Origin of the sequence: Gemmobacter lutimaris, from assembly GCF_003570715.1 — a bacterium.
GTDB lineage: Bacteria > Pseudomonadota > Alphaproteobacteria > Rhodobacterales > Rhodobacteraceae > Gemmobacter > Gemmobacter lutimaris.
On the sequence record NZ_QXXQ01000001.1, the window covers coordinates 506,968 to 525,493 of the forward strand.

Annotated in this window: 19 protein-coding genes; 5 read left to right on the top strand and 14 right to left on the bottom strand. The window is 65.3% G+C overall.

From position 1 onward, the window contains the following. Nucleotides 1–4: 4 nt before the first annotated feature. Nucleotides 5–580, top strand: a complete 576-nt coding sequence (locus tag D2N39_RS02345) for a nitroreductase family protein (protein WP_119133170.1) — start codon at nt 5–7, stop codon at nt 578–580. Beyond that, complete coding sequence (locus D2N39_RS02350; protein WP_119133343.1) at nt 580–1,269, top strand: EI24 domain-containing protein; 690 nt, start codon at nt 580–582, stop codon at nt 1,267–1,269. The genes D2N39_RS02345 and D2N39_RS02350 overlap by 1 nt, the downstream gene beginning before the upstream one ends. Nucleotides 1,270–1,361: 92 nt before the next feature. On the opposite strand, the gene D2N39_RS02355 is transcribed toward D2N39_RS02350, so the two are convergent. The 3 genes from D2N39_RS02355 to D2N39_RS02365 form a co-directional block, all read right to left on the bottom strand. Further along, the gene (locus D2N39_RS02355) at nt 1,362–1,664 is read right to left on the bottom strand and encodes a DUF1467 family protein (protein WP_119133171.1); all 303 of its coding nucleotides are present in this window, start codon (nt 1,662–1,664) and stop codon (nt 1,362–1,364) included. Nucleotides 1,665–1,667: 3 nt separating this feature from the next. After that, nucleotides 1,668–2,072, bottom strand: a complete 405-nt coding sequence (gene mce / locus D2N39_RS02360) for a methylmalonyl-CoA epimerase (RefSeq protein ID WP_119133172.1) — start codon at nt 2,070–2,072, stop codon at nt 1,668–1,670. A 121-nt stretch (nt 2,073–2,193) separates the two neighbouring features. Beyond that, nucleotides 2,194–2,775 (bottom strand): YdeI/OmpD-associated family protein, encoded by a 582-nt coding sequence (locus D2N39_RS02365; protein ID WP_119133173.1) that lies wholly within the window; start codon nt 2,773–2,775, stop codon nt 2,194–2,196. A gap of 97 nt (nt 2,776–2,872) precedes the next feature. Between D2N39_RS02365 and D2N39_RS02370 the strand changes: the two genes are divergently transcribed. Beyond that, on the top strand, nt 2,873–3,616 hold the full coding sequence (locus D2N39_RS02370; RefSeq protein WP_119133174.1) for a response regulator: 744 nt from the start codon (nt 2,873–2,875) through the stop codon (nt 3,614–3,616). Here the strand turns inward: D2N39_RS02370 and D2N39_RS02375 are convergent. From D2N39_RS02375 to D2N39_RS02410, 8 genes are all read right to left on the bottom strand, one after another. Then, complete coding sequence (locus D2N39_RS02375) at nt 3,592–3,918, bottom strand: MliC family protein (RefSeq protein WP_119133175.1); 327 nt, start codon at nt 3,916–3,918, stop codon at nt 3,592–3,594. The two genes, D2N39_RS02370 and D2N39_RS02375, sit on opposite strands and share 25 nt — an antisense overlap. Nucleotides 3,919–3,943: 25 nt before the next feature. Further along, nucleotides 3,944–4,648, bottom strand: coding sequence for a GNAT family N-acetyltransferase (locus tag D2N39_RS02380; RefSeq protein WP_119133176.1), 705 nt, complete (start codon nt 4,646–4,648; stop codon nt 3,944–3,946). A gap of 59 nt (nt 4,649–4,707) precedes the next feature. Further along, nucleotides 4,708–5,907: a DUF1501 domain-containing protein gene (locus D2N39_RS02385; protein ID WP_119133177.1), complete on the bottom strand. Its 1,200-nt coding sequence runs from the start codon at nt 5,905–5,907 to the stop codon at nt 4,708–4,710. Nucleotides 5,908–5,917: 10 nt separating this feature from the next. Next, nucleotides 5,918–7,276 carry a DUF1800 domain-containing protein gene (locus D2N39_RS02390; protein WP_119133178.1) on the bottom strand — a complete coding sequence of 453 codons (1,359 nt, stop codon included), beginning with the start codon at nt 7,274–7,276 and terminating at the stop codon, nt 5,918–5,920. A gap of 101 nt (nt 7,277–7,377) precedes the next feature. Next, nucleotides 7,378–7,881, bottom strand: a complete 504-nt coding sequence (locus tag D2N39_RS02395; protein WP_147373432.1) for a DUF1993 family protein — start codon at nt 7,879–7,881, stop codon at nt 7,378–7,380. Between the two features lie 93 nt (nt 7,882–7,974). After that, nucleotides 7,975–9,756: an aspartate--tRNA ligase gene (gene aspS / locus D2N39_RS02400; protein ID WP_119133344.1), complete on the bottom strand. Its 1,782-nt coding sequence runs from the start codon at nt 9,754–9,756 to the stop codon at nt 7,975–7,977. A gap of 171 nt (nt 9,757–9,927) precedes the next feature. Continuing rightward, nucleotides 9,928–10,515 (bottom strand): aminotransferase class IV family protein, encoded by a 588-nt coding sequence (locus D2N39_RS02405; protein ID WP_233557030.1) that lies wholly within the window; start codon nt 10,513–10,515, stop codon nt 9,928–9,930. Continuing rightward, nucleotides 10,512–11,642, bottom strand: a complete 1,131-nt coding sequence (locus tag D2N39_RS02410; protein ID WP_119133180.1) for an aminodeoxychorismate synthase component I — start codon at nt 11,640–11,642, stop codon at nt 10,512–10,514. Before D2N39_RS02410 ends, D2N39_RS02405 begins: the two co-directional genes overlap by 4 nt. 204 nt (nt 11,643–11,846) lie before the next feature. Between D2N39_RS02410 and carB the strand changes: the two genes are divergently transcribed. Further along, the gene (gene carB / locus D2N39_RS02415; RefSeq protein ID WP_119133181.1) at nt 11,847–15,173 is read left to right on the top strand and encodes a carbamoyl-phosphate synthase large subunit; all 3,327 of its coding nucleotides are present in this window, start codon (nt 11,847–11,849) and stop codon (nt 15,171–15,173) included. Nucleotides 15,174–15,218: 45 nt separating this feature from the next. Here carB and D2N39_RS02420 read toward each other — a convergent pair whose 3' ends face one another. Next, nucleotides 15,219–15,641, bottom strand: a complete 423-nt coding sequence (locus D2N39_RS02420; RefSeq protein WP_119133182.1) for a c-type cytochrome — start codon at nt 15,639–15,641, stop codon at nt 15,219–15,221. Nucleotides 15,642–15,779: 138 nt separating this feature from the next. On the opposite strand from D2N39_RS02420, the gene D2N39_RS02425 reads away from it, so the two are divergent. Next, entirely contained in the window at nt 15,780–16,514 is a 735-nt protein-coding gene (locus D2N39_RS02425; RefSeq protein WP_119133183.1) for a hypothetical protein, read from the top strand. Between the two features lie 4 nt (nt 16,515–16,518). Here the strand turns inward: D2N39_RS02425 and D2N39_RS02430 are convergent, their stop codons facing one another. Both D2N39_RS02430 and D2N39_RS02435 read right to left on the bottom strand, forming a co-directional pair. After that, a complete protein-coding gene (locus D2N39_RS02430; RefSeq protein WP_119133184.1) occupies nt 16,519–17,193 on the bottom strand; it encodes an ABC transporter ATP-binding protein in 675 nt (224 codons plus the stop codon). Beyond that, nucleotides 17,186–18,472 (bottom strand): lipoprotein-releasing ABC transporter permease subunit, encoded by a 1,287-nt coding sequence (locus D2N39_RS02435; protein ID WP_119133185.1) that lies wholly within the window; start codon nt 18,470–18,472, stop codon nt 17,186–17,188. Before D2N39_RS02435 ends, D2N39_RS02430 begins: the two co-directional genes overlap by 8 nt. Nucleotides 18,473–18,526 lie beyond the last annotated feature (54 nt).

Sequence of the window (18,526 nt, forward strand, 5' to 3'; positions counted from 1 at the left end):
ACCGATGACCCCGAACCCCGCCGCGCTGGATTTCCTGTTGACCCGCCGCTCGCGCCCGGCCAAGACGCTGACGCTGCCGGTTCCCACGCCCGAGGAACTGGCGCCGCTGCTGACTGCCGCGCTGCGCGTGCCCGATCACGGCAAGCTGGAGCCGTGGCGCCTGCTGGTCCTGACCAAAGCCGCGATGGCGCGGCTGGCAGACATGGCCGAGGCGCGTGCGCGCGAAACCGGCGGCAATGCCGAGCGCATTGCCAAGGGCCGCGGCCAGTTCGATCAGGGCAATCTGGCCGTCGTGGTGATCTCCAGCCCCAAGGTGCAGGACAAGGTGCCAGAGGCGGAACAGATCCTGTCGGCCGGTTGCGTCTGTCTGGGGCTGGTCAACGCGGCACTGGCGGCGGGCTGGGGGGCAAGCTGGCTGACGGGCTGGGTCAGCCATGATCGCGGCTTTGCCGAACCGGCCTTCGGCCTCGCCCCGCAGGAAAGCGTGGCGGGGATCGTGCATATCGGCACTGAAACTTCGGCACCGCCCGAACGCCCGCGCCCGGATGTGGCCGCCCTGACCCGCTGGATCGTGGAATGATCTTCTCGGATTTCACCCGCGCTCTGGGCCAGATCGGCGATCCGCGCTTTCGTCGCGTCCTGCTGCTGGGCGTTGGCCTCGCGCTGGCGCTGCTGGTCGGGGTCTATGCCGGGATGCTGGGGCTGATCGAATGGCTGGCGCCCGCCTCGGTCAATATTCCCCTGGTCGGGCCGGTGGGCGGGTTGGATACCCTGCTGTCCATCGGCTCGGCGCTCCTGATGCTGGGGTTGTCGATCTTCCTCATGGTGCCGGTGGCTGCGCTGTTTTCCGGCCTGTTTCTGGAGGACGTGGTGCAGGCAGTCGAGGATCGCCATTATCCCGCCCTGCCCCCTGTGCCCCGGCTGAAGCTTTCGGACAGCCTGATCGACGCGGTGAACTTCTTTGGCCTTCTGGTGCTGGCCAATGCGCTTGCCCTGCTGCTTTATCCCTTCGCCGGGCCGCTGGTGCCGGTCGTCTTCTGGGCGGTGAACGGGTTTCTGCTGGGGCGCGAGTATTTCACGCTGGTCGCCATGCGTCGTCTGGGGCGCAAGGGGGCCAAGGCGCTGCGGGCGCGTCACAACGGGGCGATCTGGCTTGCGGGCACGCTGATGGCCGCGCCGCTGTCTGTGCCCTTCGTGAACCTTGTGATCCCCGTGCTGGGCGTCGCGACTTTCACCCATATGTTTCACCGGCTGAACGGCGCGCGCTGACGCCATGGGCGGCAGACGGCACGCGGGGGCTCGATGCCCCCGTGGGCCGTCCCCCGAAAGAAAAAGGCGGGCCTCGCATGGCCCACCTTATCTTATTTCTGCTGCTCTTCCAGTTCCAGCGCCGAAGGCGGCGGCATATGCCCCATCACGTCGATGTCGCGGATGCTGACCAGCCCGCTGGTGATGAACCAGACCAGTCCGCCCCAGATCACCACCGTAATCATTGTGGTGATCCTCGCCTTGCGCCCTACCATGTGATCGGCCGGGGCCGATTTCGGCGTGCCGGGCACCACCTCCCCCGCCTCGGCCTGCGAGCGGAAGCGCACCGGCAGCACGATGAAGAACACCATGAACCAGGTGACGGCGAACAGGATGAGGGCAGCGGTGATCGTCATGGCTCAGACCTGTTCCAGTTCCACGAGGCAGCCGTTGAAATCCTTCGGATGCAGGAACAGCACGGGCTTGCCATGCGCACCGATTTTCGGCTCCCCCGAGCCCAGCACCCGCGCGCCCGCAGCCTTCAACTGGTCGCGCGCGGCAAGGATGTCTTCCACTTCATAGCAGATATGGTGGATGCCTCCGGCCGGGTTCTTTTCCAGAAAGCCCGCGATGGGAGAGTTTTCGCCCAGCGGATACAGCAGTTCGATCTTGGTATTCGGCAGGTCAATGAATACCACGGTCACGCCATGATCGGGCTCATCCTGTGGCGCGCGGACATTGGCGCCCAAAGTGTCGCGGTATTGCGCGACGGCGGCTTCCAGATCCGGCACCGCGATCGCCACATGGTTCAGTCGTCCGATCATCCTCGCGCTCTCCTCTGCCTGATGCCGGTAGGGTCCGGGCGGCGGGCCTTGCCACCCCGTTACCCGGCCCGCTTATCCCGTGACCGGCGCCCGCGCGCAAGGGCGGCTTTGCCGCAGTGTGTCAACGGTCGTGCATTCCCTTGCCCGCGAGGATGCGCGGCGCCCATTTCGCCAGCCGCGCCAGTCGCGTCGCAGGTTGCTTTGCCTGTGTGAAATGCAGCAGATAGCCACGCCGCCGCCCCGGTGTCAGCGCATCGAAGGCCGCCGCCAGATCCGGGTTATCGGCCAGCGCCTCCTGCACCTCGGGCGGCAGGTCAATCTCGCCTGGCTCCGGCACCACCTGTTGCCCCGTCTGTTCCAGATGCAGAGCCTGCGCCAGAAACCCGCGCAGCACCGGCATGGCGGGGGCCACCGTCGCACAATCAGTGAAACGCATCATCCGCACGAAGCGCGAATTCGGCCCCGGTGCCTCCAGAAGCGCGTCGGGATCGTCCAGCAGCACCCCCTTGAAGAACGACAGGCCAAAGCTTTCCTTCATCCGCCAGGGCATCGCCACATTGCCGCCCTGCCAGTCATAGCAGGGGCCGCGCCATTTGAAGCTTTCGGCCAGCGGCGTTTCGCGCAACAGCGCGCGCAAATCCAGAAGCCCCGCCTGCCAGCGGCCCGGCGTTTCATACCATGTTTCGATGCGCGGATCTGTCATGGCCCGATCTTGCCCCGCTGCGACGGGACTGTCCACGATTCACCGCCCGTTAGGGAATTTCTGCTTGGCTGGACCTGGCAGTATCCGGGAGGCCCGCATGCCAGATCCGTCAGAACCGCTTCACCTGCCTGCGCCCCCGGAAGGGGCCAATGCCCCGTTACACGGGTTGACCCTGCTGCTGGTCGAAGACAGCCGCTTTGCCTGCGATGCGCTGCGGCTGATCTGTCAGCGCGCCGGGGCACGGATGCGGCGGGCCGAAACGCTGTCTGCCGCGCGGGCGCATCTGCGCCTCTATCGGCCCGATGTGGTGGTGGTGGATCTGGGCCTGCCGGACGGGCGGGGCGAAGGGCTGATCCGTGATCTTTGCCTTGGCGCCGCAGGGCGGCCCCGTCCTGCGATCCTTGGATTTAGCGGCGATCCGGCTGGGCGCGGCGCGGCACTGGCCGCCGGGGCCGACGGGTTTGTGGAAAAGCCTGTCGTGGGGGTGGCCGGTTTCGTCGCGGCGATCCGGCGCAGCCTTGGTGCCCCGCCGGTGCAGATGCCTCTTGCAGAGGCACCCGACCCCGCCGATCCGCTGGCCCTGCACGACGATCTGGCCCGCGCAGCCGAAATGCTGCGGGTGCGTCCCGGCGCACGTGTCTATGTCGCGGGCTTTGTCGAAGGTGTGGCCCGCAGTGCAGCCGACATGCCGTTGGCCCGTGTCGCAAGTGCCGCGCGCCGCCCCGGCGCCGACGGGCAGCGCCTTGCGGCCTTGCTGGCCACGCGGCTGGCCAAACCCGTCGCACCGCTGATCGCACCCCGCGCTGGCTCTCCACCCTATCCGGCGGCGCAGTCGGAATAGATCGGGGTATCCTCCGCCCCGAACAGCAACATTGCGCTGTCCCCTTTCGTCCACCAGACAAAGGGCTGGGCCGGATCGGCGCTTTCATAGCGCGCGCCAGAGCCGGAGCGCGCGATGGTGAACCCGATCTGCCGCGCCTCGAAGGCCACGACAGCAAAACTGCTCTCTGCCGTATTGATGTAGGTGGCCTGAACCAGCGCGCCGCGATCGCAGCGATAGGCAACCGTCGTCAGGCTGTCTTCCGCATGGGCGGGCAACGCCAGCAGACCAAGGGCCAAAGACAAGACAGGTTTCAAACGCATGGCAATATCCTTCTTCGCAAGCGCCTTACAGCGCGGGATCGCGCGCAGGCCGGGTCAGCCGCGTCAGATCTGACAGTTTTTCGCGCTGCTGCCCGTCGGCGCCGAAATTCGCGGGTGCCAGCCAGGCGTTGAACGCCTCGCGCAGCGCTGGCCATTCCTTGTCGATGACAGAAAACCACGCCGTATCGCGGTTATGGCCCTTCACGATCATATGTTGGCGGAATACGCCTTCATAGCTGAAGCCAAACCGCTGCGCCGCCCGGCGCGACGGCATGTTCAGCGCGTTGCACTTCCATTCATAGCGGCGATACCCGGCCGCAAAGGCCCATTGCATCATCAGAAACATCGCTTCGGTCGCGGCGCGGGTCTTCTGCATTTCCGGTGCGATGCAGATATGACCGACCTCGATCACGCCATTCGGCCGGTCGATCCGCAGGAATGACGCCACGCCGCCGCAATGTCCGGTCGCCCGGTTGCGCAGGGCAAGGAACACCGGGTCCTGACTGGCCTCGTGATCCTTCACCCAGCGGTGATAGGTCGCCGCGCCGGGAAACGGGCCGTAGCCCAGATAGTCCCACAGCCGGTCATCCACCGCGAAGGCGCGATACAGGTCACCCGCATGCGCTTCGGCCTCCAGCGGCTCCAGCCGCACATAGCGGCCCTCCAGAACGGTGCCCGCCGGATGCGCGGGTGCTGTAAACCCCTGAATTTTCTGACCGAGATCAACCATGCCCACCTCCACCTCAGGCCAGAGCCTAGGCGGAGGCCGCGCCAAAGGCAACGGCCGCCTTAGCGCAGGAAACCGGGATCGTCGCCCATGTCGAGACCGGGGAAAACCGCCTGTTCCAGCACGCGCCGGTCCAGCCCGTAAAGCCCGCGCATCGCCCAGGCCGCCCAGCCGCGCACATCGCTTGTGGGCATCAGGTCGCGCCGTTCATAAAGCGCCTCTTCGGCAAGACCAGGCCACCGGCCATAGATCCGCCCGCCCTTCAGCGCGCCGCCCGCCATCAACATCGCGCCGCCAGTGCCGTGATCGGTGCCGTCGCTGCCGTTCTCGGCCACGGTGCGGCCGAATTCCGTCATGGCCAGCAGCATGGTGCGATCCCATGTGCTGCCCATCTGGGCGCGCAGCGTCAGGATCAGCCGTTCCAGCCCCTGCAACTGCTGCGGCAAGGCCGTACCCTGACGGCGATGCGTGTCCCAGCCCGACAGGGAAAACGCCGCGATCCGCGTCTCGCCGCGCAGCCGGTCGGCGGCGAACCGGGCGAGCATTTCGGTATCGGCATAGCGCCCTGGCGTCTGCATATCCGCGCCCATGCCCCCGCCGCCCAGTTCGGCAGCCAGATCCATCGCCGCCCCCCCGGCATCGCGGAACAGTGCATCGTCATGATAAACCTGTTCCAGCAGGAGGCGGCTTTGCGCGCTGAGGGTCAGCGTCACCTCGGGCGTCCAGCGCCGCACCTCTGCGGCGCCCGCCAGCAGGGGCAAGGCCTCGCGCCCCACCGCATAGGCAGTTTCCGCACTCAGCCCCGGCACCGCCTGCAACATGCGGTTGAGCCAGCCATCGCGCACCTCGGGCACCGGCACATCCAGCCCGGTTCCGGCTTCAAGAATATCCTGGCCGTCGAAATGGCTGCGCTTGTCGCGGTAGGGGGTGGAGGTCGCATGCACAAAGGCCAGCTCCCCCGCGCTCCACAATGGCAGCAGCCCTGCCATTGCCGGATGCAGCCCGAACAACCCGTCCAAAGGCAAGACGCCCGCCCCGCTGCCCAGCTTCGGCCGCAGCCGTGCGAACAGCGGGTCACCCACCGGCTGCACCGCATCCAGCCCGTCCATCGCCCCGCGCAGAATCACTACGATGAGACGGTTTTCCCCAAGCTGCGCCGCGCCTTGCGCGAAAGTCATCGTGGTCAGCAAGGGATGTGCCGCCGCCGAACAGGCCGCGGCCAGACCGCCGCGCAGGAAAAGCCTCCGGGTCACATCACGCATCGCCACCTCCTCAGCGCCGGTTGAATTCGGGCGAGGCCAGCACAAGCCCCAGCCCGTCACGCGTGGACTCGGACCGCGCGACCGCAATCCGCAACATCTCGGGCGCGAGGCTCCCCAATGCGCGAAGGACAAAGCCCCGCGGATCGGCGCCCTCTGCCCGGCCCAGCCGGTCCGGCGTATCCATGGCCCAGGCGATGCGGGCGCCAAGCCCCTGCGGCGTGATCCAGACCGCCGCCTCCTCGGCCCAGCCATCCGGCCCGATCGGCCGCCCCCATTCCTGCCCCATCAGCCGCATCGGCGCGATCAGCAGATCAGCGAAGCGTTTGGCCGGCATCGTCATCACCTGTTCCGGCGTGACCTCCAGCGCGCGCAACGACCCGATGATGAATTCGACCGGCTGTCGTGCCTTCTGTCGTGGCGCTGCAAAGGCCGAAGGATCGGACAGCATGACCTCATACACCGGCAGCAGCGCGGTATCATGCGCCAGATAGGCCGCCGCCATCCGCTCGATCAGATCAGGATCCGGCGTATCGGTCAGGAAATGCGTGGCGAGTTTACGCGACAGGTGACGCGCGGTTTCGGGATGGTGGGCCAGATCCTCCAGCACCCTGCGGACCGGCGCCATGCCTTCGCCATCATAGCTTTGCCCCAGAACCTCTTCCGCGCCCGGCTCGGCCCGGCGGGGATAGAACACCAGCCCGGCGCCGGGCTTGAAGCCCAGCCCGGTCAGCAGTTCCGCCAATTGCCGCACATCGTCCTGCGCATAGCCCGCCCCCACGCCCAGCGTATGCAGCTCGATCGCCTCGCGCGCCAGATTTTCATTGAGTCCGCGCCCCTTGCGCTGCCCGAAAGCCGAGCCGGGACCGATGGAACTGCTTTGATCAAGATAAAGCAGCATCGCGGGATGCAGGTCCGCCGCCAACAGCATATCGGTAAAGCGGCCCGCCAGATGCGGTCGCACCGCCCGTTCCGCCAGATCGCCGGTCAAAACGACATGTTCGCGCAGCCTTGCAACCGTGGTGAAATGATCAGCCCAGAACCAGGCGAGCCGCTCCCGAAACCCATCGGGCGAGGCAAGGGCACGGGCGAATGTCCGGCGCGAAAACGCCTCGGCCTCACGCTCCACCCGTTTGAGATGTTTGCGAAACTCCTTGCGCGTGGCCGTTCCCTTGCGCACATCCGCACGGGCCTTCACCGCCGTTTCATGCAAGGCAAGCAATTCAGGTGTCGCGGGGGCGGGAAACAGGGCCTGCCCGGTATCCGGCCCGGCCAATGCATTCAGTAATTCAGCCGCGCCACGCGGCGCACCCTCTGGCAAGGGCAGACCATAGCCATAACGGAAAGCGGCAATATCGTCGGCCTCGGACATGGAACTCTCCGGTCTGGCACAGGCACCTCACCGAAAGATAGAAGCCGCGCAGCCTTTTGAAAGCCTTCGCCCAGCGCACCGGCACAATTCCGCGCGAGCGGTCAGAACCGGAAGCCGTGCGGATAGTCATGCAGCCCGTCAAAATCGGCCTTGCCGATCTCCAGCCCCTCCTGGCGCAGCACGGCAAAAGCCATGGCGGCGTGGAACATGAAATTCGGCATGCCGAACAAATGCAGGAATTCGGCGCCGGACTGGTCAAGTTCGGCAAAGCCCGCGCGATGACGGATGCGCCGGGTTTCCGCCCCGTCAAAGGCCGCAGGCTCCAGCCCGCGCAACGCATGGCTTGCCGCTGCGAGACGGCGGCCAAGGCCGATCCGGTCCATCCCGTGATCCTCGATCCCCGGCACTGCGGCCCCGGCCAGAGGAAAGGCAACCCGAAGGGCAAAGCCCGCCGCCGTCGCCACCTGCTGCGCGGCGGTGAACATGTCGGGGGCGAGACGGGCTTGCAGCACCTGCTCCTGCCGGGCGGTGCGCTCTACCATGGCCGCCAGACGGTCGAGGTAATGCAGGAACACTGGAACGGAGGCGTCGAACATCGCAGTCATGGCAGCCCCTTGTTGAAAGACCCCGCCGGGGCGGGGCCAAATCTTTTGCAGAAAGATTTGCAAATTCCTTCACAAGGAATTTGCAATGCCCGCTCAGGCGTCTTTCGGCACCACGCGCAGACGCAGTTCGCGCAGTTGTTCGTTGGTGGGTTCCGAAGGCGCGTTCATCAGCAGATCCTCGGCGCGCTGGTTCATCGGGAACATGATGACCTCGCGGATGTTCATTTCATCCGCCAGCAGCATCACCGCCCGGTCGATCCCCATCGCGCAGCCGCCATGGGGCGGAGCGCCATATTTGAACGCCTTGACCATACCGCCAAACCGCTTGTCCACTTCACTGTTCGGATAGCCCGCCAGTTCGAAGGCGCGATACATGATTTCCGGCTTGTGGTTGCGGATGCCGCCCGAGATCAGTTCATAGCCGTTGCAGGCAAGGTCATACTGATAGGCATGCACCTTCAGCGGATCGCCATTCAGCGCCTCCATCCCGCCCTGCGGCATCGAGAACGGGTTGTGGCTGAAGTCGATCTTGCCGTCGTCGGTTTTCTCATACATCGGGAAATCGACGATCCAGGCGAAACGGAAGGTATCGGTTTCGGCAAGGTTCAGCTCGCGCCCGATCTCGTTGCGGGCGCGGCCGGCGAAGCCCTCGAACTGCTCGGGCTTGCCGCCAAGGAAGAAGGCCGCATCGCCGAGGCCGAGGCCGAGTTGCTGACGGATCGCCTCGGTCCGCTCCGGCCCGATGTTCTTGGCCAAGGGGCCCGCGGCTTCCATCGCGCCATTTTCACCCTCGCGCCAGAAGATATAGCCCATGCCCGGCAGGCCCTCTTTCTGCGCATAGGCATTCATGCGGTCGCAGAACTTGCGGCTGCCACCGGTCGGGGCCGGAATGGCGCGGATCTCGGTGCCCTCATTCTCCAGCAGCTTGGCGAAAACGGCAAAGCCCGAGCCTTTGAAGTGATCGGAAACCACCTGCATCCGGATCGGGTTGCGCAGATCGGGCTTGTCGCTGCCATACCACAGCATGCTGTCGCGGTAGGCGATGCGCGGCCAGTCGGAGGGCACTTTGCAATCGGGGCGGAATTCCTCGAACAGGCCCTGAATGACCGGCTGCACCGCGGCGAAGATGTCTTCCTGCTCGACAAAAGACATCTCAATATCAAGCTGATAGAAGTCGGTCGGGCTGCGGTCGGCGCGCGGGTCTTCGTCGCGGAAGCAGGGCGCAATCTGGAAGTAACGATCAAAGCCCGCCACCATGATCAGCTGCTTGAACTGCTGCGGCGCCTGCGGCAGGGCGTAGAACTTGCCGGGATGCAGCCGCGACGGCACGAGGAAGTCGCGCGCGCCTTCGGGGCTGGAGGCGGTGATGATCGGGGTCTGGAATTCGTTGAAACCCTGATCCCACATCCGGTTGCGGATCGAGCGCACGACGTTGGAACGCAGCATCATGTTGCCATGCAGCTTTTCGCGGCGCAGGTCGAGGAAGCGGTAGGTGAGGCGGGTTTCCTCGGGGTAATCGGTTTCGCCAAACACCGGCAGCGGCAGATCACCCTCCACCGCGCCCAAGACGCGGACGGATTTGATGTAGACCTCGATCTCGCCGGTGGCGAGCTTCGGGTTCACGAGGCTGGCGTCCCGCGCCTTCACCACGCCGTCGAGCGAGATCACCCATTCGGCACGCAGCTTCTCGATGTCCGCGAAGGCCGGGCTGTCGCTGTCGGCCAGCACCTGCGTCACGCCGTAATGGTCGCGCAGGTCGATGAACAGCACGCCGCCGTGATCCCGCACCCGATGCACCCATCCGGCCAGACGGACATTCTGCCCGACATGATCCTTGTTGAGTTGCGCACAAGTATGGCTGCGATAGGCGTGCATCACGCTCCCCTTTTCCGAGGCTTCATCCGATGCGCCGATACACACCGCGCCAAGGGGCAAGTCAACCCCGGACATCCGGCGCAAGATCCGGGCAGAGCGGCAAATCTTTTGCAAAAAGATTTGCAAATCCTTTCGCAAAGGATTTGCAAAAATCCTCCTCAGGATTTTTGCTCACCCGACCCAGACCGCCGGTATCAACCCGCGCAGCGCATTCCCGGCCCAGAGCCTGACATGCGGCAGGTCTTCGGCATGCAACACTTCTTCCGGGCAACCGAGTTCAGCGCGCAGCACGCCGGGCAGAAGGCCACAGGACAGCGGGGGCGTCCGCATCCCCTGCCCCCGGTCGAAGAACAGCGTGCTGATCGTGCCCTCGCAGACCTCGCCGCGTTCATTGAGGAAGATCATTTCCTCGATGCCTTCAGGCAGCGCGGCGCGGGTGGCGTCGTAAAGCGCGCGGCGCGTGGTCTTGTGGCGCAGCCAGGGGTCGGTGCTGTCGAGGCGTGTGGCTGAAAGCCCCAGTCGCCAATGCGACGCGGCTGGCGGCAGCGGTGCCGCTGTGATCTCGATGTCTCCGGCCAGCCCAAGGGTCAGACGCACGCGGGCCGCGCCCTCGGGTGCGGGCAGAGCTTCCTGCACCGCTGTCGGGTCGCAGGTGTACCCCAGCACCGCGGCAGAGCCGATCAACCGCACCAGATGCAGCGGCAGGCGCGGATAGGTCGTGCCGTCCCACAGCATCGTTTCGATCAGGCGCGGCGTCATAGGACCAGCGCCGCAGCATAGCGCGCCTTCCAGTGGGCTTCGTCCCATTCACCCTGCGCGGTGGAATCGTGGACCACACCGCCGCCCACGTTCAGCATCACGCGATTGTCAGGCCAGACCGACAGCGTGCGGATCGCCACATTGAAGACCGAGGCGCCATCCGGCGCCATCCAGCCGATCGCACCGCAATAGACGCCGCGCGGGAAAGGCTCGATCTCGCGGATGATCTCCATCGCGCGGATCTTCGGCGCCCCGGTGATCGACCCGCAGGGAAAAAGTGCGGGCATCAGCCGCGCCATGGCAGGCGGTTCGACCAGTTGCCCGACGACGCGCGAGGACATCTGGTGGACGGTAGCGAAAGCCTCCACCGCGAAAAGTTCGGGCACCTTGACCGAGCCGACCTCGGCAAGGCGCGAGATGTCATTGCGCAGCAGATCGACGATCATCAGATTTTCGGCCCGGCCCTTTTCGGAGCGGTAAAGCTCTTCTGCCAGGGCCGCGTCTTCCTCGGGGTCGGTGCCGCGCGGGGCCGTGCCTTTCATCGGGCGGCTTTCGATGCGCCCGGCGGCCGTGGTGGAAAAGAACAGTTCTGGGCTACGCGACACGATGACCGGGCCAGCGCCAAGCTCCAGATATGCCCCATAGCCCACCGCCTGCCGCGCCCTGAGCGCGCCATAAAGCGCCAGCGGTGTGCCGGTCAGGCGGCTTTCCATCGGGAAGGTCTCATTGATCTGATAGCAATCGCCCGCGCCGATATAGGCCGCCACCATGTCGAAAGCGGCACCATAGTCGGCGCGGCTGATCATCGGCTTCAGCGGCGCAAGTGTGGCACCGCCCGCAGACCGTGCAGCCTCCAGCATCGACGTACCCGACGCGGGCGCGTCGAAAACGCCGAAGGCCAGCAGCGGATGGTCACGGGTTTCCGGCATCAGGGTTGCCAGCTTCGGCTCCAGCGCATAACCCGCCTCATAGGACAGATAGCCCGCGATCCAGCCGCCCGCCGCCCGCGCCGCATCCAGCCGCGCCAGTGCAGGCGCCAGCGCGTCCGCTTCCCACGCCACAACCGTTTCGCGCGGAGCTTCGAACAGCGCCGGACGGCCCTGCGGCCCGTGTTCCAGAAGGATCATGCCTCGCCCTCCGTTGCCTGCTTTCCGGCGATGTAGCAGCCATGCCGCGCCACGGCCAGCCCGATGCCGACATGCCGTCCCTTCCCTGCGCCAGATAGACCCTTGCGCCCCGAACTGACGCGACTATAACCCCGCCAATTTGCGCGATGCTCAGAATCCCTCCCCCGCCCCCTTGGGTGCGGCGGAGCACACACGGGGGCCCCCATGCCGAAAAGAACCGATATCTCCTCGATCATGATCATCGGTGCGGGGCCCATCGTCATCGGGCAGGCCTGCGAGTTCGACTATTCCGGCGCACAGGCCTGCAAGGCGCTGCGCGAGGAAGGCTACCGCGTCATCCTCGTGAATTCCAACCCCGCGACGATCATGACCGATCCGGGGCTGGCGGATGCGACCTATATCGAGCCGATCACCCCCGAAGTGGTGGCCAAGATCATCGAAAAGGAACGCCCCGACGCGATCCTGCCGACCATGGGCGGGCAGACCGGCCTGAACACCACGCTGGCGCTGGATGATCTGGGCGTGCTGGAAAAGTTCAACGTCAAGCTGATCGGCGCCAACCGGCAGGCCATCGAAATGGCCGAAGACCGCAAGCTGTTCCGCGAGGCAATGGACCGGCTGGGCCTTGAAAACCCGAAGGCAACCATCATCGCCGCCCCCAAGGTCGGAACCAAGTTCGACATTGCGGCCGGTGTGGCGGAGGCGATGAAGGCGCTGGATTATGTGGGCCTTCCGGCCATCATCCGCCCTGCCTTCACGCTGGGTGGCACCGGCGGCGGCGTCGCCTACAACCGCGACGATTACGAGGCCATCGTGAAATCGGGTCTGGAGGCCAGCCCTGTCGCGCAGGTTCTGGTCGATGAATCGCTTCTCGGCTGGAAAGAATACGAGATGGAGGTGGTGCGCGACCGCAAGGACAACGCCATCATCGTCTGCTCCATCGAAAATATTGATCCGATGGGCGTGCATACCGGCGATTCCATCACCGTTGCCCCGGCACTGACGCTGACCGACAAGGAATATCAGATCATGCGCAACGGCTCTATCGCCGTGCTGCGCGAGATCGGGGTGGAAACCGGCGGATCGAACGTGCAATGGGCGATCAACCCGAAGGACGGCCGCATGGTCGTCATCGAGATGAACCCTCGGGTATCGCGGTCATCGGCGTTGGCGTCCAAGGCCACCGGCTTCCCCATCGCCAAGATCGCGGCGAAACTGGCGGTCGGCTATACGCTGGACGAGTTGGACAACGACATCACCAAGGTCACGCCCGCCTCGTTCGAACCGTCGATCGACTATGTCGTCACCAAGATCCCGCGTTTCGCCTTTGAAAAATTCCCCGGCAGCGAACCCTATCTGACCACCGCGATGAAATCGGTGGGCGAGGTCATGGCCATCGGCCGGACCATCCACGAAAGCCTGCAAAAGGCGCTGGCGAGCCTTGAGACCGGCCTCAGTGGCTTTGACGAGATCGCCATTCCCGGCGCGCCCGACAAGGCCTCGATCTTCAAGGCGCTGGGTCAGCAGACGCCCGACCGGCTGCGCGTGATCGCCCAGGCCATGCGCCACGGCCTCAGCGATGACGAGATCCAGCAGGCGACCAGCTTCGACCCGTGGTTCCTCGCCCGTATCCGCGAAATCATCGCGACCGAGGCACAGATCCGCGCCGACGGCCTGCCGGTCACCGAAGAGGGCCTGCGCGGGCTGAAGATGATGGGCTTTACCGATGCCCGTCTGGCGCAGCTCACCGGCCGCGATGAGGGTCAGGTTCGCCGCGCCCGCCGCAATCTGGGCGTGAAGGCGGTGTTCAAGCGCATCGACACCTGCGCCGCCGAATTCGAGGCGCAGACGCCCTACATGTATTCCACCTATGAAGCGCCCGCGATGGGCGATGTGGAATGTGAAAGCCGGCCGTCGAACGCGAAGAAGGTGGTCATCCTTGGCGGTGGCCCGAACCGGATCGGGCAAGGGATCGAGTTCGATTACTGCTGCTGCCACGCCTGTTTCGCGCTGACCGCGCAGGGCTATGAAACCATCATGGTCAACTGCAACCCCGAGACGGTTTCGACCGACTACGACACCTCGGACCGGCTGTATTTCGAGCCGCTGACGCTGGAACATGTGCTGGAAATCCTGCGGGTGGAACAGGAAAACGGCACGCTGCATGGCGTGATCGTGCAGTTCGGCGGGCAGACGCCGCTGAAGCTCGCCAATGCGCTGCATGAGGAAGGCATCCCGATCCTCGGCACTACGCCCGATGCGATCGACCTTGCCGAAGACCGCGAGCGGTTCCAGAAGCTGCTGAACGATCTGGGCCTGAAACAGCCGGTGAACGGCACCGCCCGCTCGCGCGACGAGGCTTTCGCCGTGGCGGCGGGTGTGGGTTACCCACTGGTCATCCGCCCCTCCTTCGTGCTGGGCGGCCGCGCGATGGAGATCATCCGCGACGACGCACAACTGGAACGCTACATCCGCGACGCGGTGCAGGTCTCGGGCAACAACCCGGTGCTGCTGGACAGCTATCTGGCCGGCGCCATCGAGGTGGATGTCGATGCGCTGTGCGATGGCGAGAATGTCCATGTCGCGGGCATCATGGAACATATCGAGGAAGCGGGCGTCCATTCGGGCGACTCGGCTTGCTGCCTGCCGCCGCACAGCCTGTCCGACGACACCGTGGCCGAGCTGAAGCGCCAGACCGTGCTCATGGCCCGCGCGCTGCATGTCGTCGGCCTGATGAACGTGCAATTCGCCATCAAGGACGGCGTGATCTATGTGCTGGAGGTGAACCCCCGTGCCAGCCGCACCGTGCCCTTCGTCGCCAAGGCCACCGACAGCGCCATTGCCTCCATCGCTGCGCGGCTGATGGCGGGTGAGCCGCTGTCGAACTTCCCCGAACGTGCCCCTTATGACGCGGGCGTCGGCCCCGATTCGGTGCTGCCGCTGGCCGATCCGAACACGCTCGCCAACCCGATCACACCATGGTTCAGCGTCAAGGAAGCCGTGCTGCCCTTCGCCCGCTTCCCCGGTGTCGATCCGCTGCTGGGGCCGGAAATGCGCTCCACCGGCGAGGTCATGGGCTGGGACCGCACCTTCGCGCTGGCCTTCCTCAAGGCGCAGATGGGCGCGGGGATGAACCTGCCGGAAAGCGGCCGGGTCTTCCTCAGCGTCAAGGACGCCGACAAGTCCGAGGCGCTGGCCGAGGCCGCCCGCGACCTGATCGCCATGGGGTTCGAGATCGTGGCCACCCGCGGCACCGCAAGCTGGCTGTCGGCGCAGGGCGTGGCGGCAACACTTGTGAACAAGGTCTATGAAGGCCGTCCGAACATCGTGGACAGCCTGAAGAACACCGAAATCGCGGTTGTGATGAACACGACCGAGGGCGCGCAAGCCATCGCCGACAGCCGCGACATTCGCCGCGTCGCGCTGATGGACAAGATCCCGTATTTCACCACCGCCGCCGCCTCCATCGCCGCCGTCGCCGCGATGAAGGCCCGCGCCGAGGGTTACGGGGTGCGCACGCTTCAGGGCTGATCCCCTGCCCCGGAAATGCAACGGCGCCCCGCGGGGCGCCGTTTTTCATTTGGCCTGCATGTCGCGGACATACTCGCCCAGTTGCACCAGCCGCAGGGGCGTAGGCGTCTGAATGCCGTCACCGCTGTCGAACAGCACCATCTTCTCGCCTTCCAGCAGCGGTGCGAATTGCGGCATGACCACACCATCGGGCGTGCGGGCATAGCCCCAGATCTTGCTCATCACCCGCGCCATCGGGAAGGTGCCGTGGTTCTTCGCGGAAATGCGCGTCAGATCGGCCGGGCGTTTGTCCAGCGTATCGGCCATCGGCCCGTCGCCCTTGCCGGCATCACCATGGCAAGCCGCGCAATAGGTGGCAAAATCCTCTGCCCCGGTCGGCACTTTCTTCGCCAGCGGCAGACAGGCGGCCAGCACAACGGGCAGCAGGGCGGCCCCAAAGGCAAGGCGTAACGGCAGCGATCGTGTCATGGTCGTCTCCGGCTATTTTCCATGCACGAAACCATGCACTGCCCCGCTGCGCAAGCGCCGCCTGATAGGTCAGGAATTCAGACCATTGCCACAGCGCCGGAATCCTGCAAGATCGAGTCGTATTTTACGGAGTCCGCCTTGCAGTCTGCATATCGCCCTGTCGCCGCTTTCGGCTCAAGCTCGACCGAAGTCTTTGATTATATCTTTGGCAACTCTGCCTGTTACCACCCGATGTGGGCAAGCGGCTGGGCTGGCCGCAGCCTGCGCCGCGAGGAACCGGGCGGCTTTCTGGCAACGATTGCCCATCCGCTGCCGCGCGATACGATTCTGCTGCTGAATTTCGGTGCGACCGATCTGAACTTCAACCTGCCCTACAAGGTGCGGGAATCGGGCTTCTATGATTTCGCCGGTTTCCTTGACCAGCTTGCCGCCAGCATCGGGACGGCCCATGATCTGTATAAATCGCTCGGTTTCACCGAGGTTCATGCCGTTTTCGTCTCGCCAGTCGTTGCCTTGCATCGCAACTACTGGGCCAAGCGCGAATTGCCCTTCCTGCCGCCCGCGCTGCTTGGGCAGATGTATCTCGACCTCGCCGACAAGGTTGCAGCGGCGGGTGTTCCGGTCATCAACCCTGCGCCACGCATGGTGGCCGGGCCGAAGCGCCCCGTGCTGGCCCCGCGTCTGGCGCGTGACACACCGAACCACCACGCCAGCTATATCGCCACGCAGGATATGATCTGGCAAAGCATGCAGCATCTTCCGGGCCTGCCGCCACGCCGTGATCCGGCCCATACCGGGCATTATGCCCATCAACCCTATTCCATCACCACATGGAAGATGACGGGCGAGGCCCGCCCCCGCACGACGCAGTAACGGCTCAGGCGACGCTGCCCTGATCCAGCCGGACCACACGGTCCATCCGCGCCGCCAGTTCCATGTTGTGCGTGGCGATCAGGGCTGACAGCCCGGTTGCCCGCACCACTGCCATCAGTGCGCCAAACACCTGATCCGAGGTGCCGGGGTCAAGGTTTCCGGTCGGCTCGTCCGCCAGCAAGAGTTTTGGCGCATTCGCCAGCGCCCGGCAGAAGGCGACGCGCTGCTGCTCGCCCCCCGAAAGCTCGGCCGGGCGATGGTCCGCGCGGTGATCGACGCCAACGCTGGCCAGCAGATCCATCGCCCGCGCCTGCGCGGCGCGCGCTGCAACACCATTGGCAAGCTGCGGCAGCACCACGTTTTCCAGCGCGGTGAATTCGGGCAGCAGGTGGTGAAACTGATAGATGAAGCCCACATCCGCCCGCCGTGCCGCCGTGCGCGCACGGTCCGGCAGGCCACCCATTTCGCGCCCGTCCAGCAGCACACGGCCCGCATCCGGTGTATCCAGCAGCCCCGCGATATGCAGCAGCGTCGATTTCCCTGCCCCCGAGGGCGCCACCAGCGCCACGACCTCACCCCGTCCGACGCTGAGGCTCGCCCCGTTCAGCACCGTCACCGCCGAGGGCTTGCCCCGGTTGTAGGTCTTTGAAATGGCGTCCAGCCGCAGCAAATCACTCATAGCGCAGCGCCTCCACCGGGTTCATCCGCGCCGCCCGTCGCGCCGGAAAGATGGTCACGATGAAGGACAGCCCGAGGCTCAGCGCCACGGCCGAAGCCACATCGCCCGCCTGCAACCGCGCCGGCAGGTAATAGATGCCGCGCACCGCCGGATCCCAGACCCCGCCGCCCGAGACATAGTTCACAAAGGAAAAGATCGGGTCGATGTAGATGGCGAACAGACAGCCCAGAACCACCCCGGCCAGCGTCCCCACCAGCCCCGTCGAGGCGCCGCAGATGAAGAACACCCGCAGGATCGCGCCCTCCGTCAACCCCATGGTGCGCAGGATACCGATGTCGCGGCCCTTGTTCTTCACCAGCATGATCAGCCCGGAAATGATGTTCATCGCCGCGATCAGCACGAGGATCGACAGGATGATGAACATCACATTGTCCTCGATATCCAGCGCGCGCAGGAAGGATCCGGCACTGTCGCGCCATGTCCACAACAGCGTGCGCTCGCCCCCCGCATGCAACAGCGGCAGTTCATATTTCTCGATATGATCAGGGTCGGCCACCATGACCTCGATCTCGTCCGCCCGCCCCTCGCGGTTGAAATATTCCTGCGCTTCGGTGAAGGGCAGGTAAACGCGGGTGCGGTCGATGTCATAGCGCCCGGCAGTGAAGATATAGACCACCTCATAGGCATTGACCCGCGGCGAGGTGCCAAAGGCGGTCTTCACCCCGTCGGGCGAGATCAGCCGCAGCCGGTCACCGATCCCCACACCCAGCTCGCGCGCAAGGCCCGATCCGATGGCAATCCCCTGATCGAAGCGCGAAATGTCGCCCTCATGTTCGGCCCCGTCACCGACACGCGGAATGCTGCGCAGGTCGTCCAGCCGGATGCCAAAGACCTCGGCGCCCATGTTCACGCCATTGGCCGTGGCCATGACCTGCCCCTTGACCAGTGGCGCGGCCCGCACCACCCCCGGCACGGCCGCCAGCCGTTCGGCCCGCGCGTCGTAATCGCTGAACCCGCGCAGGGAACGCCCGTATTCATCGACCTCGGCACTGGCATAGACTGTCACATGCGCATTCGCGCCGAGAATCGTGTCAACAAATTCCGCCCGGAACCCGGCCCGCACCGCCAGTGTGGCGATCAGCGCGAAGACCGCCAGCGCAATGCCGATCAGGCTGATCCAGGTCATCACGCTGACGCCGCCTTCGCTGCGTCTTGCACGCAGATAGCGCCAGGCGATCATCCATTCGAACGGGGCAAAAGGCGGGGTGCGTGTGCTCATGATGCCGGGTTGTTCCGCCCTTTGCCGCAAAGGTCAAGCAGAGCCTGCATCACT